The organism is Sorangium sp. So ce296 (assembly GCF_051529605.1).
GTDB lineage: Bacteria > Myxococcota_A > Polyangia > Polyangiales > Polyangiaceae > Sorangium > Sorangium cellulosum_D.
The window spans coordinates 11865459-11880988 of the sequence record NZ_CP150325.1 but is presented as its reverse complement, the minus strand read 5'-3'; the positions used below and the strand labels follow the sequence as shown (position 1 = coordinate 11880988).

Genomic DNA, 15530 nt, shown 5'->3' with positions numbered 1-15530 from the left:
GCGCGCGTCACGCCCTCACGACCAGCCCCGCATCCACCAGGTTCAGCCACTGCCGCTCGAGCGACGCCGCGAACGCCCGGTCCTCGATCGCCACGCCGGCCTCGATGTTCCGCGTCTGCCCGCGGTCGGTGAAGTTCGCCGACGTGATGAGCGCGTACTCATGGTCGATGACCACGCACTTGGCGTGCAGGCTGACCTCGCTCTGCCTGTCCGCCGTCCGCGGGTCGAAATAGACGACCGGCCTCGGGTCGCCGAACGGCCACATCAGCCGGTAGAACAGCGCCACCACGGCCTGCCCCCGCGCCACGCTCCCCGTCGCGGCCTCGAGCGGCGCCGACACCAGGGCCCAGCTCTGCCCTGCGCTCCTCGCCGCCTGTCGCAGCCTCTTGGCGAGCTGGTCCACATCGACGAAGAGATCGACCGTCACCCCGTGGTCCACCATGCCCTGATACAGCGACGCGAACAGCTCGGCGCCATGATCGATGGAATATCCAGCGATGAGCACGTGGTCTCGCGCCCGCGCGAAGAGCTCGGGCAGCAGGATCCGCGTATGTCGAGAATGGCTGATTCCGGGGTCGTCACCTGTCCAGACCAGGGTAAGCTGGGGGGCCTTGCGATGCCGCCGCTCGGCGAGCGCGACGTCGACAAGCGCGCGAACGCCGTCCCGACCGAGCCGAAGATAAGGCCGCAGCGGCTCGACGAGGTGTCCAAAGCCGTTGGCCCGCAGGCTCGTCTCGTTGATCGGCGCGCGCCCGTCCCCTCGGTCGAGCGCGGCGACGAGGCCGAGCAGATCCTGCTCCGTGACGGCGGATAGCCCCGCTCCCTTCACGGCCGGACCGAGAAGAAGGCGAGCTCGGGGTCGTGCCCCATCGCCGGCGCGACGAGCGCTCGGTCCAGGTAGCGGTTGAACCGCTCGCACGCCGGCTCTGCGACGTACAGGCACCCGTGGCAGGCGGCGCCCTCGAGGTGGCGCCCGGATTGATCCCTGGGCGAGTGGTGCGCGCACACGGGGTCGCTGGAGCACAGCGAGGCCATGTCCCACGCACGGCGCAGGTGCCGCTCCATGAAGCGCCCCTGCTCGACGAGCCCCCCGAGCGTCCCCTCGGCGCCGCTCGTGCCGGTCATGATGAAGATCGCCGCCATGGGCAGGTCGTCGTTCGCCGGCGCACAGTAGATGCGCTCGGACAGCGCGCTCGCCGAGTAGCCACACTGGAGCGATATCGAGGATATCAGGAGGTGCGAGAGCGAGTGCAGCAGGTAGAACCTGGCCCCCACGAACCCAGGCCCTCGGCTGCTGCCCTTGAACTCTTGCTCGTACCCCTCGGCGAGCTCCTCCTCCCGCCGGATCACCACCTCGCTGCGCTCCCATTTCTGCACGGCCGCCTCGTCGAGGCAGATCAGCACGCCCTCGCCGAATATCTCTGCCGAGGGCAGCCACGTCGGCGTGAGCCCGAGCGGCTGGAGGTTGCTCGGGTCCTCGGTCTCGCCCTGGAGATTCAGCGGTGTCGCCGAGAGGCGCGTCAGGCCGATCTGGGCGCGCACTTGCCGCACCTTCTTGGCCAGCACGATCCGGCTCACCTTCGGCGGCAACGGAGAGCGCTTCGGTGGAAGGCGGCAGGCGAAGAAGTCATCGTCGCGCGGCGGGAGCTGGCCGTCGACCTCGTCCTTCGCCTCGAGGAAGACCTTGTACTCCGCGGTTCGGAGCCCCTCCCGCGCCGGCGGCTTGCCCTTGCGGACCGTCTCGATGGCGGTCCACACCTGATCATCATCGTAGTCGCGTAGCGCGTTGCGCACCCCGGCCACGACCTTGCGCAGCACCGGCAGCTCGTCGCGCGTGGTCTCCTGGATGACGCTCCACACGTCGGACTGCTTGACCTTGTTCATCACCTCGCGCGCCTTGTCGGGGATCGACAGCGCGCTCATCCACTGCGCGAAGTATCCGCTGCTCGCCGTGCGGACGAGCAGGTTGAGCTTCTCCTGGCACCCCTTCTCCTCGCGCCCCTCGGACCCGAGCCACGGCCGTTCCCCCCGGCACTGGGGCAGGATCTTAGGCTCGCGCGCCTCCGACAGCCTCCTCTCCGCGCCGCAGACGCCGCAGCACACGCGGATGTTGGCGAAGTCGCCGGACGCGTCCTCCTTGAGGTAGAGGTCCGGCGCGTCGCACCGCGTCTCCTGGGACGGATGCACGAACCAGGTCCAGGGGAACTCGTCGAGGTGCCCTCGCTTGCAGGTCGCCACGAACCGCACGGGGACGCAGACCCCCTTCTGCGTATTGGTGCAGTGATGAACGTAGCGCCCCTTCTCCCGCTCGAGGTTCTTCGACGGCCCGAGCGCGCGGCAGTGCTGGCAGACGAACCACGACGGGAACTCGGCGACCTGGATGCCGTTGTACTGCGACGGCGCGTCGTCGTCGCCGGCGGGGGGCAAGCGGAACGCCCGGTTGATGCTGAGCTCGACACCGAGCTTCGCGCCGACCTTGGCGACGATCGCGTCGCGCAGGCGGGGCTCGTCGATGAACCCCTGGTCCTTGTACTTGTCGTAGCGCCAGAAATCGGTGCCGCCGATGAGCACGGCGTGGTCGAGCAGGTCGACCATCGCGCCCGGGCCGAACGTCATCACGACCTGACTGAGCCGGATCTTGCCCTCGGGCGGCTTGTGCCCGCCCTTCGCGGTCTTCTTCGGCGTTGCCATCAGCCTTGCCTCCCCAGCCGGCGTCCGACGAGCCAGAGGTGAGCGGTGGACTCGACGTCCCGCAGCGAGGTGGGCGCCGCGAAGCGCCCGTCGGGCGAGTCGGGGATCGGCCGCTCCTCGTCAAGCGGCGTGTGGAGCAGCGGCTTGCCGCCGACCTTCTCGCGGTCGAACTTCGAATACCGGCGCTGCTTCGGCTCCTCGGGGGTCGATCGCACGAGATCGGTCCACGTGTCGAGCAGGTTATGACCGCGCATGCGGAGCTCTTCCACGAGCTTCGCTTGCCCGTCCTGGTGCATCTCGGGCTGGCTGCTCGCGCGCGCGGCGATCCGATCAACGACGTCGTTCGCCAGATATCGGTTCGCCGGCAGCCCCATGACGCCCTTCGGCGGGGCCAGGTCGTGCGAGGCGAAGCGGATCATGGCGACGAGCGTCCCCACGAGCCCTCGGTCGAGCGCGGGACCGGAGAACGGCGTCACGCTCGTGGCCTCGACGAAGCGGTAGAAGCTCTCGTGGTAGGCGGTGAAGTGCTCGTAGTGGGAGCGGTCCCGCGGCTTGTGGAGGTTGTACACGGTGACCACGAGCCCCGGCCACCTCTCCTGGCGGCCCACGCGGCTCGACGCCTGGATGTACTCGGCCGTCGTCTTCGGCTGCCCCGCGACCACCATGACACCCAGCCGGTCGATGTCGACGCCGACGGAGATCATGTTGCTCGCGAGCAGCACGTCGATCGCCTCCGGATCGCGCCAGGGCTTGTTGAGCCGGTCCTTGGTGCGCTTCACCGCGTCGGTGTGCTCGCGGCTCGTGAGCTCGACCGGCTCGGACCTGAGATTGCGGTTGACGAACCAGAGGTGCTTGCCCGTCGCGTTCAGGGGACGCGCATCTTCCGCCTGCTTGGTGCGGCCGAGCACCTCGTCGTCGACCAGCCGCCGCATGCCACCGAGCTCCCGGAGGCTGTTGAAGTAGCCGGCGAGCGTCATGTACGCGTCCGCCGTCTGGTCGGGCGGCAGCGACGGGTCGTAGGCCTTCATCGCCCCGGCGAGCAGCGTCCGGTACACGCGCAGGAGGATCGCCTTCATGCTGCGCCCCTGCGCCGCGACGCCCACGTACCGCCGGCCGGGGCTCGCCCGATCGACGGTCGCGAAGTACGTCTCCGAATCGTCGATGCCGGGCGGCGGGAACACGCTCACCTTGCTCGCCGGACGGCCGAACAGGGCCTGGATCTGCGTGTCCGCCCTGCGGACCGTCGCCGTCGCCGCCAGCACCTTGGGCCGCACCACGCCCACCGTCGGCGTGGATCGGGGCTCCGCGTTCGCCGTTCCCTTCGACGTCGGTCGGGGCTCCGCGTTCGCCGTCCCCTTCGTGACGCGCGAGCAGAGGGCGTCGACCGCGGTCTCGTACAGCCCGACCATCGTGCCCAGGGGGCCCGAGATGAGGTGCAGCTCGTCCTGCACGATGAGCTCGGGCGGCGCGAGGCCGCCGGGGAGGCTCTTCGCCGTGCGCGGCGGCTTCCCGTCCATCGGGCCGTAGAAGCGGCGGCCGTCGCGCGCGACCACCTTGCCGAACAGCATCCCGGCCTCGCCGCGCCAGGGCATCATCGCGAACTTGTCCACCGTGGCGATGAGGAAGCTCGGCAGCTCGCGGTAGACCTGCTCGTCGACGAAGACGACGGGGATGCCGTCGGTGTTGTTGGAGCACGAGAACTCGCAGGTCTCGCTGGTGCAGCCGACCCGCACCTCGTCGGGCGCGGTCTTCGACGGCTCGAGCGAGAGGCTGCTCGGGCCGAGCTCCTTGCCGCACCACGGGCAGGTGGGCAGCGGGCACGGGTTGCCGTTCAGGCCGAGCTTGAAGCCGGTGACGAGCTTGGACGCCACCTCCATGGTGTTGGCCGTCGCGCTGCGCCCGACCCAGAGGCCGACCGAGAAGCGCGCGTCGCCGAGCACCGCGGGCTTCTTCCGGCGCTGGGACTCCAGCGCGCAGATGAGCGTCGCCGCGCGGCCGAGCTGGTCGAGCGTGAGCAGGCGCAGGGTGTACCGGAGGAGCACGGTAACGCCGAGCCCCCCGTCGGGCAGCTTCGCCCGCCGCAGGCGGCGGAGGAGCAGGCAGAAGGCGATCACGCCGAGGTACGCCTCGGTCTTGCCGCCGCCCGTCGGGAAGAAGATCAGCTCGACGCGCTCGCGGTCGGCGTGCTCGCCGTCGGCCACGCCGTGCAGGTTCATCAGCAGGAACGCGAGCTGGAAGAGGCGCCACTCGGGGCGCTTGCCGCCCTGGTAGCGGGAGGGGCTCCGGTGCCTCGCGGCCTCGGCCATGGCCTTGTTGGCCATGCAGAACGCCTGGCGGATCTGCTCGTTGCTCGCCAGGAGGTCGATGCCCTCGGCGATGCGCCGCCGGGCGTCCTCGGCCTTGTGCATGAGCTCGTCGCGGGTCTCGGCGCGCCGATCGCCGTCGACGCGTGTACCTCGCTGCCGTTCGATCCAGGCGCCGTACGCCGCGGGCAGGAGCTCGAGCCGCTCGCGCACCTTCTCGGGGGTATCGAGCTCGGCGAGCTCGTCCATGGCGACGTTCACGCCCTCTTCCTCGTGGGCGACGACCCGCCGCACCTCGTAGTCGGGCAACCATGTCGTCCTCACGCGGGTCACCGGGGGTCTGGGCGCAGAGCCCGGCGTGCCGGGCGAGCCCCCGTCGTCGATCGCGCTCTGCCCCGGAGGCACCTCCACGGCGACCCCGTGACCGACGGCATACTCGACGCGCTCGCGGAACTGGAGGTCTGCGACCTTCTGATCCCACTGGTCGCTCTCCTCATCGGAGAAGTTCGGCCGCGGGACGATGCCCTCCGCGCACTCGATCTCCATCTCGACCTGGAAGATCATCTGCTCGTCGCGCCGGCCCCTCTCGCCCTGCCCGCGCTGGTTCACGACGAAGAGCGCGAGCGCATGCGTCCCTTCTGGGATGCCCCGCGCGTGCTCGACGGCCTTGATCTGGCCGTAAAGGACGATGCCCACGGTGTTCTGCAGGCGGATCCCCTTCGCCAGGATCTGCGCATCGAGCGGCACCTCGGCGGCGATCGTCTGTCGGGGCTTTCGCTTCCAGACGCGCCTCCCCCGCCCGCGCCCCTCGGGCTTCACGGTCTCGGGGAAGTACTCGGCGAAGCGGACGGTGGCCTTGACCGCGCGTGTCTCTCTCGGGACGAGCACGCTCATGCCGAGGGATGCGGGCCAGAGGTTCGGGCGCTTGTCCTCGGGCTCCTCGCCGCCGCCCTGGTTCTCCTCCTCGGGCTCGTCGGGCCCGGCACCGAGGCTGTCGTCCGCGGTCTCGTCGTCGGGTGAGCGTTCGTCCTCGGGGGCGAGGAAGCCTGTGAGGTAGTGGCGGGAGGGCGGGAGATCGAGGATCTCCTGCTCGACGATCGCCTCCTCGTCGAGCTGGTAGGGACCGACGAGATCGGCATGGAGGGCGCGGACGAGGTGGTCTCGGGGGGCGGTCACGTCGGGCATGCGCGCTCGCCAGCGTAACAGAGGGGTGCGGCCCCGCGTCCAGCGGCGCGCGACTGGTCAGAGCTCGTCGCTGACGAGGTGATCCCACGCCGTCCTCGGCGCGGCCCCGCTGGCGTCCGGCACGACGCGGAGGCTCCCCGGACCCTGCTCGACCGTGGGAGGTCCGCCGTCGGGCGGTACCGAGACGAGCACGTAGCAGTCCGGGAAGCCGGTCGTCGTCGCATCGAAGGTGATCGTGTCGTGTGCTCTGAGCGCGGTGAGGGTACGCGCCTCGGCGCGCCCGGATTGCATGGCGTGCCGCCGCGGCAAGCCGGTGAGGTAGCTCGTGCCGCCGTGGGATACGACGCGATGGGCGCCCTTCCCGGCGGCGAAGCTCGGCAGCCGCTTCGGGCTGTACGGCGTGAAGAGCCGGAGGGGATCGGGCACGCGGGCGCCAGGTCGCAGGATGTCGTCGAGCAATGCCTCATCCGAACCGTGATGAGGCACCTTGAGAAGGTCGTCGTCACCGAGCTGCGGATCCACCACGAGGGCATGGCTCCAGCCGCTCGCAGGTCGCTCGACCAGATCCGAGCCGAGCAGGAGGCGCCGTCCTCGCCACGTGAGGAGCAGCGCCGTGGAGATGACGTTCGCGTTGAATCGCTGCCCCATCTGCCACCGCCTGAGCGCTTCGGCACGCACGTCCGCACGCGGGGAGAGCACACGCAGCATGGCCCCGCCCAGAGGTTCCAGGTCGCCAATGTTCATGTCCCAGCGGCAGGCAGGTGACTCGCTCCAGCGTGACTCGATCGCGGCGATGGCCTCCGCCGTGACGCAGCCGATGAAGCCTGCCGAGCGGCCGACGTCGCTCTCCGGCGGCACCAGCATGCCGATGCGAGGCCATGTTTCCTTGCGATCGTGCGGCGTCGCAGCCTCGATCACGCTGACCAGGCCGCCGCTGTGGTCGTCGTGCGGATGCGTGAGAATCACGATGCGCGGGCGAGCGTGGTAATGCGATAGCACAGCCGCCGCATAGTCGGTCGTAGCGGCACTGCAGCCGTCCACCACCATCCATGCATCCGGCGGCACGCGGACCAGGACGAGCTCTCCCCTCCCGGGGCCGAATGCGAGCACGACCAGATGATCGGGGGCGAGATCAGGCAAAGGCACGGCGGACGTACCGGTCGGGAGAAGGAAAGAGCTTCGGGAGGCCGGGCACGGCCTCGAATGACGACGACAGGCGATCCCAGATCTCCATCGCCCTCGTGCCGTCCGCGTACTCTATCAGCTCGACGAAGGTGCCCACGCGCAGCTGGCTCGGAGATGCGTTCCACACCTCGCCCAAGTCGCCCTTCGAGAGGCAGAGGGTCGAGACCGTGTCCGGGTGGTCCGCCACGAGCAGGAGGACGACCTGCTCGTCCCGCCCGAACACGCGCCCCGGCTTCCACGCATGGACCTCGCGCTCATCGGCGAGGTGCGGTCCCTTCCAGCGCATGGCGAGCGGCAAGGTCGGTGGGAAGACGAGCCGCTCGTCGCGGTCCTCTTCCAGGCAGACGCAAAGCTGATCGAGCGCTTGCCACCAGGAAGCCCGCAGCTCCCGGGGCACGTCCTCAAGCACCTCGGCAGCGAAATCGAGCCTGCCGCGCGATAGCAGCAGCCGCGCGACCTGCCCGTGGAGCGCTTCGACCACCTGGGCCTGCAACGGCCCGGTCGCGGCGAGGTCGTTCAGCGCTTGCTCCCAGGCAGCCCGCGCCTCCTTCATCCAGACCCTCGTCACGAGAAAGCAGACGTAACGGCCGTGGTACCACGGATGTCCCGGAGCGAGGTCTCGCGCCTTGACGTACTCGCGCTCGACGCGCTCGGGCTCGGTCCCCATCATATCGAGGTTGTATGCGATGTAATGGTGGGCGTACGCGTCCCGCTCATCGTGCTCGACGGCCCGCTCGTACGCCCGCACCGCGTCGCGGCGGAGCTTCTCCTCCTGCTCGCGCGGCGCGCGGAGCGCCTTCTGGCTGAGGCTCTTGCCGAGCGCATCGTACTGCTCGACGAACTGGAGGGAGCGGGAGAGCAGCGCCGCGGCGTCGCCTGCCTCCGTGAGCTGGTAGATCTCCTCGAGCTCCTCTCGGACGGCGGCGCCGACGTCCCCACGCTCGCGCGCTGCCTGGAAGCGCTCGCGGTGGTACGCGGCGGCGAGGTGGTGAGCATCGCTCTGGGGCCCGTCCAGCCTCCAATCCGGGTGGCCGGCGAGGAGCAGCGCACGGGTCTGTCGCGCCAGCGCTTCGGGCATCAGCCTCGATCCATCGTCGAGCACTTCCACGAGCGGCTCGACGACCCTCCTCGTCCGGGGAGAAAGCGCCATGAAGCCGGCGCGCTCGAGCAGGCTGTCCGAGAAGGGGACGCGGAGGGCTGCGAGACGTGCGATGACCCGCCGCCCCTCCGGGCTCTCCGAGAGCGCGCGTCCGAGCCTCGGGACGAGGCGATCGAGCCGGAGGTCATGGGCGGGGATGCGCTCCACATCGATGCTTGCCGCATCGAGCGCCCGGAGCACCTGCTCCACGACCGGCGGAGGCACGTGCGGAAGGCTGCGGCCCAGCGGGTCGGACGCGTCGTGCGCTTGCGCCATGAGCGGGTCTCGAACGAGCGGGAGCCGGAAGCCCGCGTCCTCGGCGATCCCCTCGGGGATCCACGAGCCTGCGAGCACGAGTGTGCCGGCGCGTGCGGCGAGGAGCGTCTCGGTCAGCTCGACGGCGCGCCGGGCGAAGAGCTCGCTCTCGGCGCCGGGGGCGGTCTGGAAGCGAGGCCCATCGACGAGGAGCAGGAGGTCGTCCCCTGCACGGGACAGCGCCTCCCGCACGGCAGCGATCCTGTCGGCCCACGCAACCCGGGCGGGCTCGTGCCGGGGCACCACGCGGTCCAGCAGCGCCGGCGTCCCACCGTCGAGCTGCGCGGCCACCTCGACGAGCGCCACCAGCGCCGCGTCGTCGCCCTCGGGCAGTACGATCCGCGCGACGCGCCGGTTCCCGGCGAGCGAGGCGGCGAGCCCCCGGAGGACCGCCGTCTTGCCGAAGCCCGGCGGCGCCTGGATCGCGATCCTCGGCGCGCCGGCGTCGATGCGCTCCCGAAGCTGCTGGATCGCTTCCTCGAGGAGGACGGCCATGTGCCGGCTGTTACCATGGCAGTTCGCGCGGGCCAAGCTGGCGCCGGCCGGCGAGTCTGCCTTGGGCGCCGGACGACATCCGCTTTCCTGGAAGTCGAGCTTTCCCTTGCCAGCGTCTTCCCGCTCGCGGTCCTTGCGGGGCGGCTTCGGGGCGCGCGCTCGGCGTTGGCGTCGAGGACGAAGAGGCGGTCGATGACCTACCGGAGCGGCCACCCGACCGGATCAAGTTTGTTGCACGGATTCCAGGAATCCGTACAGTTTCCCACAGCCTCAACCAGGTACCCTTCCACGCCTTTCGGGCACACGTTCTCGACATGAGTCAGGCGATCGGAAAGCTCGTACGAACCCGCCGGTCGGAGGTGGGTTTCTCGCATGAGGAGCTCGCAGAGCTCGCACGCGTGCCGCTTGCGACGCTGGAGGCCTTCGAGGAGGGGCAGGGAAACATCACCGCAGCGGCGCTGGACCGTGTCGCGTACGTCCTCGGCGTCGATGCGGGCGCCCTGCGGCAAGGCAGGATCGAGCGCTCACCGACGGCCGCCCTGTTCTTCCGGCAGGGCGCCTTTGCGGACTTCCGCGACGTCGAGGATCGCCCCAAGGTCGTGGAAGCGTTCGAGCGCGCGCTTGCGCTCCGGAAGGTCAACACCCTCCTCGGGAGACCTCCCAGCCTTCGCGAGCGGTTCGAGCCGGAGGAGCCGACCCCGGAGGTTTTCAAGGATGGCTACCGCCTCGCCCGCAAGGTACGCAGCGTGCTGGGAGACGAGACTGGCCCTCTCGGAGACATGGCCGAGTTGCTCGAAGAGGAGTTCGACGTTCTGGTGCGGTCCGAGGCGCTGTCGAGCATTGGGATCGATGCGCTTTCGTTGAAGGAGCCGCAGACCGGCGTTGCCGCCGCCATCCTGAACACGGCGAGCAGGCGCCGCTCGAACGCATGGACGGCCCGGGTCGATCTCGCGCACGAGCTCGGGCACATCCTGTTCGATCCTCCGCGGGGAGAGATCCACCTCGTCATCGATCGGGAGGACGACGAGAACAGGGGCGTACGGCATGCCGAGAAGCGAGCGCGGGCGTTCGCCGCCGAGCTCCTCATGCCCGCGGAAGGGCTGCGGCAGCTCCTGGGGCCACCCCGGTACGAAATGGGCGTGTCCCAGGCGCTCGATCTGGTGGCTCGGGTCCGGGAGGTGTTCCATACGCCCATCGAGATCACGGTGAACCACCTGGTCAATCGCGAGTATATCGTCCACTTCCTGCAAGAGGCCGTGATTGAACAGGCCAAGCGCACGGGTCGCGGTGGTGCGGCGGCTACCCCTCCGCCGCGCCCGGCCAGGCAAGACGCTCTCACGCGACGTGTGCTCGAAGCGCTCGACCGCGATCTGATCTCCGCCGGGCGCGCGCGGGAGTTGCTGCTGCTGACGGCCTGGGATGACTTGCCCGCGAAGGTGTGAGCCAGAGCGTTCCCATGGTGCAGTACCTCCTCGACGCCAACGTGGTGATTCCGTTCCAGCGCGCGGGTGGCCTGAAGGCGCTCGTGGCTGCGGCGAACAGCGTGCCGATGGCCATCGTGGACGACGTGCTCGAAGAGCTCACGCTTCCGAGGAAGCCGACCGATCCCGAGACGAACCTGATGAAGGAGGCCGACCGAGAGCTGCGCGGAAGCTCGATCGAGCTCATCGAGGTGCTCGCCGGCTCGGAGGAGGACGCGACGCGGACCACGCTCATGGCGTTCGTGGATCGAGGAGAGGTTGCCTCGATCGCCGTCGCATCGCGGCGCCTGGATCTGGTCTTCGTGACGGAGGACGTCCGGGCCGTCCAGGGCAAGCCCAGGCTGTATCGTGAGCTCCCTGGCGAGGTCGGCCGGATCCTGGGGCTACACGCCTTCTTGCGGGTGCTGGTCGAGCGAGGTGCGCTCTCCGCGACGCTCGCCAGGGCGGTTGCGGCGTCCCGTGACCTCGATCCTCCGCTCTGGTGGGCGGGGTGGACCGCCTCGCTCCCGCCGTAGAGGCCGTGGAGCCGCAAGCCGTCTTCCGGGCCCGGGGAGGGTGTCAGCCCCTGGGGACGCTGGCTACAGGTCGAGCTTCCCCTGGCCGTCACCGTTTTCCCGCTTGCGCCCCTTGCGGGCCGGCTTCGGGGGGGCCTCGTCAGCGGGCTTCTTGGCGCGGCCTCGCGAGGGTTTCGCGGCGGGAGCGACGGCTGCGGCGGCTTGCTTCTCCTGCGCGGCGCGCTCGGCGTTGAGAACGAAGAGGCGGTCGATCACCTCGTCCTCAAAGGCCTGCACGGCGGCGCGCTCCTCGTCGGTCTTCGGGCAGTACGGGGGAACGGCGACGTCGCTCCAGCCGTAGGCGGCGAGGACGGCGCGGTCCATCTCCTCGTGGAGGGCGCGCAGTTCGAGGATGTGGGGGTCGTCGTTGTCGGGGTCCTTCAGGGCGTTGTAGGTCTTGGTGAGGCCCTGGTCGGTGTCGACCATGAAGCGGGCGCGGGTTTCGTAGAGCTTCTCGCCAATGATCTCAACCAGCAGGATTCTTGACCGAGGATCACGCTGAGGAAAGGGGAATGTTAGAAAACACTTGGATGGCGCATACGAGAGCGTATCTGCCGCGCCCATCGTAGGAGACAGCAGGCGCGCCCACGACTCGTGGCATCGGGACTGCAACACAGCAAAACACGCAAAGCCATCAGTCGCAAACACGCTGAGCTTGTTATTAAATACAACCTGCTTGGTTGAAACAAACGCAAATCCCAGATGCTTTGTGTAGACCGCGCAGACCAGACACATCGAAAGATCCAGCAGCGTTCGACGCAGTGCAGGCTGCCGCTCACGGAATAACCACCAGGCGGCTTTTAGGCGCTTTCCGTGCTGGTTATCGGGAGCCCTGTCCCGGAAAGGCTTAACTTTAGCTCTAACGATCTCGAGCAACTCAGGGTACTTCTCCGCCGCGTCAAGCGACCTGTCCCCAAAATCAATAACCCAACGCGTCGAACGCGCCGCGGGATTGGAATTTATGTCCTCCCCCCCTAGAAACATCGACAAACAGTCCGAGTTATTTCCGCGCGAGATAAGATCTTGAGCTTCCCGCTCACCGAGGAGGAAGCCGCTACCACCCGTGTTGATGCCATTGAAGTTTATTCCTGCATTTGCAGCCAAAGCAGCAGGCTCCACAGCCGCTCTTTCTGGCATCAAGCGTGAGTTGATGAAGCCAACAGCACGGCCATCAATTTTTGGCGCACAATGGCGTAGAAGCGCCGAAGAGACAACATTGAACGCCATTATGGTCACCGCAGCATCCCCGGGCCACCTTAGCGAGGTCTGGACGTCGTACACCACGCGCCCTTCTTGAGCGATCCATTTCAATCCGCTCTCCCATGTATCACCCTGCGAAATAGTGCTAGTCGCCACATAACCGAAGGTTCCATTTCTGCCAATTAGACGGTCTGCAAGGCGTACGAAGTGCGCGGCCAGGTCGCACCGGCCAACGGTACCCGGAGTCACAGCAAACAACCAGTCGCGGTACGGTTCTCCCAATGATGCTGCAATGTATTTTTGTCCTAAGAACGGCGGATTTCCCACGAAGGCATCTACCCAAGCCTTCCCTGTGGCCTGGTTTCCATCCAACGGATCCGCTCTCCCCGGCGCAAACACCTCCGGAAACTCGATCATCCAGTGGAACGGCACCTGCTCCCGCCGGATCTCCTCCTGCATCCCCCGCAGCTCCGCCAGGATCTCCCCCGCCTTCTCCCCCTCCCCCCGCTTGTCCGCCGCGAGCCACGCCGTCACCCGGTCCAGCCGCCGCGCCCGCTCCCTCTCCCGGTCCTTGTCGTTCTTCTGCCCGAAGAACGCCCCCACCACGAGATCCGCGACAAGCCGCACCCGATCGAGCGCGTCCTCCGCGTCGAGCAGCAGCCGCTCCTTCTCCCGCTGCGCCGCGTACGTCCCCTCCCCGGCCAGCTCCAGGATCCTCTTCCGGATCCCGATCGCCTCGTCCAGCGCCTCGCTCAACAGCCCCGCCGACAGCTCCACCTGCGCCTGCGGCTTCCAGTGGAACGCCCGGATCTGCTCGAACCCCAGCCCAACCAGCGAGTCCCCGTGCCGGATCGCGTGGTCCACGAACGTGAACGGCTCGTTCCGCGCCATGGTCACGAGCCACAGCGACAGCCGCGCGAGCTGCACCGCGTACGTGTTCTTGTCCACGCCGTACAGGCACCGTTGCGCCACCAGCCGCCGCGCGTGGTTCACGACGTCCTCGTGCGCGCTGGCGATCACCTCCAGCCGCCCCTCCCGCGTCCACGCCGCCACCACGCGGTCGGCCAGGTACCGGCACGCCGCCACCAGGAACGCCCCCGACCCCACCGCCGGGTCGCAGACGACCAGGTTCAGCAGCGTCTCCGAGCCCGGCGCCTCCCCCATCGCCTTGATCAGCGGCTCCAGCGTCCGCTCCACGATCGGCTCGGTGAGCGTGCGCGGCGTGTAGTGGCTGCTCGTCCGCCGCCGCTCGGGCCCCGGCTGGATCACCAGCGTCCCCGCGCCCGCCCGCTCCGGGGTCCGCCCGCTCAACGGCTCCATCGCCCCGAGCGCCTCCTCGGTCCTCTTCGCCCCCTTCGCCGCCTCGGCGATCTTCGCCGCCACGTTCTTGTCGAACCCGAGCTCGTCCTGGAGCCACCGCTCCCGCTGGTTCGCCGGCACCGCGAGCAGCGCGTCGGCCTCCACCCAGACCCGCGCCGCGCCCTTCTTGCTCCCGAGCCGGATCCGCACCGCGCCGCGCTCGATGCGCTTCACCCCGAAGCCCATCAGCGCCTCGTACACGCTGCCGATCTGCTCCACGTCGAGCGCCTTGTACGAGAGCCGCTGGCCGCCGAGGTAAAGCAGCCGCTCCAGCACCGAGTACACGGTGAGGTCGTCGACGCTGGGCAGCTTCACGGCCGCGCGCGCCTCCGCCTGCGTGATGGGCGCGCTCCCCTCCGGCCCCCACCCCTCGAGGAACGGATACGCGTTCGGCTCGAAGAGCTGCCCGCGCCGCGCCGGGATCACCAGCTCCCCGTGCGACACGCCGAGGAAGACCGCCCGGAACAGCCCCACGAGCCGCGGGTACGCCCCGAAGCGCCGGTGCATCGTGTCGGGGTGCTTCCCGAAGTCGGCCTGGAGCGCGTCGAACAGCCCGAGGAGGCTGTAGTTCCGCGCGAACAGCGGGTGCTCGGTCGGCAAGAGCCCCCGGTCCTCGCAGTAGAGCAGGAACACGAGCCGCAGCAGCACCGTGAGCAGGCCCGCGTAGAGGTGGTCGTCCTCCCGCTCCAGCGCGTCGCGGAGGGCGCCCGTGCCGTCTCGCTCCTCGGCCGCGGCGAACCCGGCGAGCAGCACCTCCAGCGCCTCGAACACCTGGCGCGAGAGCTCGGTGGTGACGTCGGCGTTGCGCTTGCGGCTCTCGGCCAGGATCGCCGGGAGCGACCGCTCGGCCGCCACGCCGAACCACCGCTGCCGCGAGAGCAGCATCACGAAGGCGTCGAAGATCGGCCGCCCGCTCACGGACGCCATATCGGCCGCGCGGAACGCGATCCACCCGCTCGACTCGCCGTGCGGCGCGTACACGAGCCGGAGCTCGTGGCCGTTCGAGAGGAGCCCGATCGGGACGCGGCACTCCCGCAGCAGCCGCTCGAACTTCGCCTGCGCCGGGTACTCCCACGCGCCGGTGACCTGCTCGGGCTTGTCGAGCTGCTCGACCTCGGGCGGCACCTCCCACACGAGCATCGCGTACGGCCGCCCCGCCTGCGCCGCGGGCGTGCTGTCCGCGGCGGCGGCCGCCTCCTCCCGGGGCCTGTTCCACCGGAGCGCGCGCGTCGGCCGGAGGAGCTGCTTGCCCTCGACGACGTAGAGCGAGAGCTCCTGCGGGAGCGCCTCGCCCGCGTCGAAGCGCCCGGCGTCGAGGTCGAGCACGGTCGCGAAGAGCCGCGCCAGGTCCGGGACGCGCAGCCGCCTCTCCGGGTCCTCCTCGAGGCAGTCGAGGAAGGCCAGGTGCGCCTCCCGCGGGAGCTTCTCCGCGCACTGGGCATCGACCAGCACCGGCACCGACACGACGAGCCCCTCCGAGGGCTGCGCCATGCCGATCCATTGCTCGTGGAATCGCTTGTCGGCGTCGCTCATTCTCGTTCCCGGACCCGACGCATCCGCGCGTGGGCGGACGGGAAGGTACGCCCCTCGGACGACCCGGGGAAGCACGTCCCGAGGGCCCGCG

General features: G+C 69.3%; 8 protein-coding genes. 2 read left to right on the top strand and 6 right to left on the bottom strand.

Translation table 11 applies throughout. From position 1 onward, the window contains the following. Positions 1-7 precede the first annotated feature (7 nt). The 5 genes from drmC to WME98_RS43775 form a co-directional block, all read right to left on the bottom strand. The gene (gene drmC, locus WME98_RS43795; RefSeq protein WP_437947564.1) at positions 8-829 is read right to left on the bottom strand and encodes a DISARM system phospholipase D-like protein DrmC; all 822 of its coding nucleotides are present in this window, start codon (positions 827-829) and stop codon (positions 8-10) included. Beyond that, on the bottom strand, positions 826-2691 hold the full coding sequence (gene drmB, locus WME98_RS43790) for a DrmB family protein (RefSeq protein WP_437947563.1): 1866 nt from the start codon (positions 2689-2691) through the stop codon (positions 826-828). Before drmB ends, drmC begins: the two co-directional genes overlap by 4 nt. Next, the gene (gene drmA, locus WME98_RS43785) at positions 2691-6170 is read right to left on the bottom strand and encodes a DISARM system helicase DrmA (RefSeq protein WP_437947562.1); all 3480 of its coding nucleotides are present in this window, start codon (positions 6168-6170) and stop codon (positions 2691-2693) included. Before drmA ends, drmB begins: the two co-directional genes overlap by 1 nt. 66 nt (positions 6171-6236) lie before the next feature. Continuing rightward, positions 6237-7226, bottom strand: coding sequence for a hypothetical protein (locus WME98_RS43780; protein ID WP_437947561.1), 990 nt, complete (start codon positions 7224-7226; stop codon positions 6237-6239). Between the two features lie 85 nt (positions 7227-7311). Beyond that, positions 7312-9312, bottom strand: a complete 2001-nt coding sequence (locus WME98_RS43775) for a hypothetical protein (protein WP_437947560.1) — start codon at positions 9310-9312, stop codon at positions 7312-7314. 314 nt (positions 9313-9626) lie between these two features. Here WME98_RS43775 and WME98_RS43770 point away from each other — a divergent pair, with 314 nt between their 5' ends. Further along, positions 9627-10754 (top strand): helix-turn-helix domain-containing protein, encoded by a 1128-nt coding sequence (locus WME98_RS43770; protein ID WP_437947559.1) that lies wholly within the window; start codon positions 9627-9629, stop codon positions 10752-10754. Next, positions 10751-11308 carry a hypothetical protein gene (locus WME98_RS43765; RefSeq protein WP_437947558.1) on the top strand — a complete coding sequence of 186 codons (558 nt, stop codon included), beginning with the start codon at positions 10751-10753 and terminating at the stop codon, positions 11306-11308. The genes WME98_RS43770 and WME98_RS43765 overlap by 4 nt, the downstream gene beginning before the upstream one ends. Positions 11309-11371: 63 nt before the next feature. Here WME98_RS43765 and WME98_RS43760 read toward each other — a convergent pair whose 3' ends face one another. After that, the gene (locus tag WME98_RS43760) at positions 11372-15439 is read right to left on the bottom strand and encodes a DNA methyltransferase (RefSeq protein ID WP_437947557.1); all 4068 of its coding nucleotides are present in this window, start codon (positions 15437-15439) and stop codon (positions 11372-11374) included. Between the last annotated feature and the right edge of the window lie 91 nt (positions 15440-15530).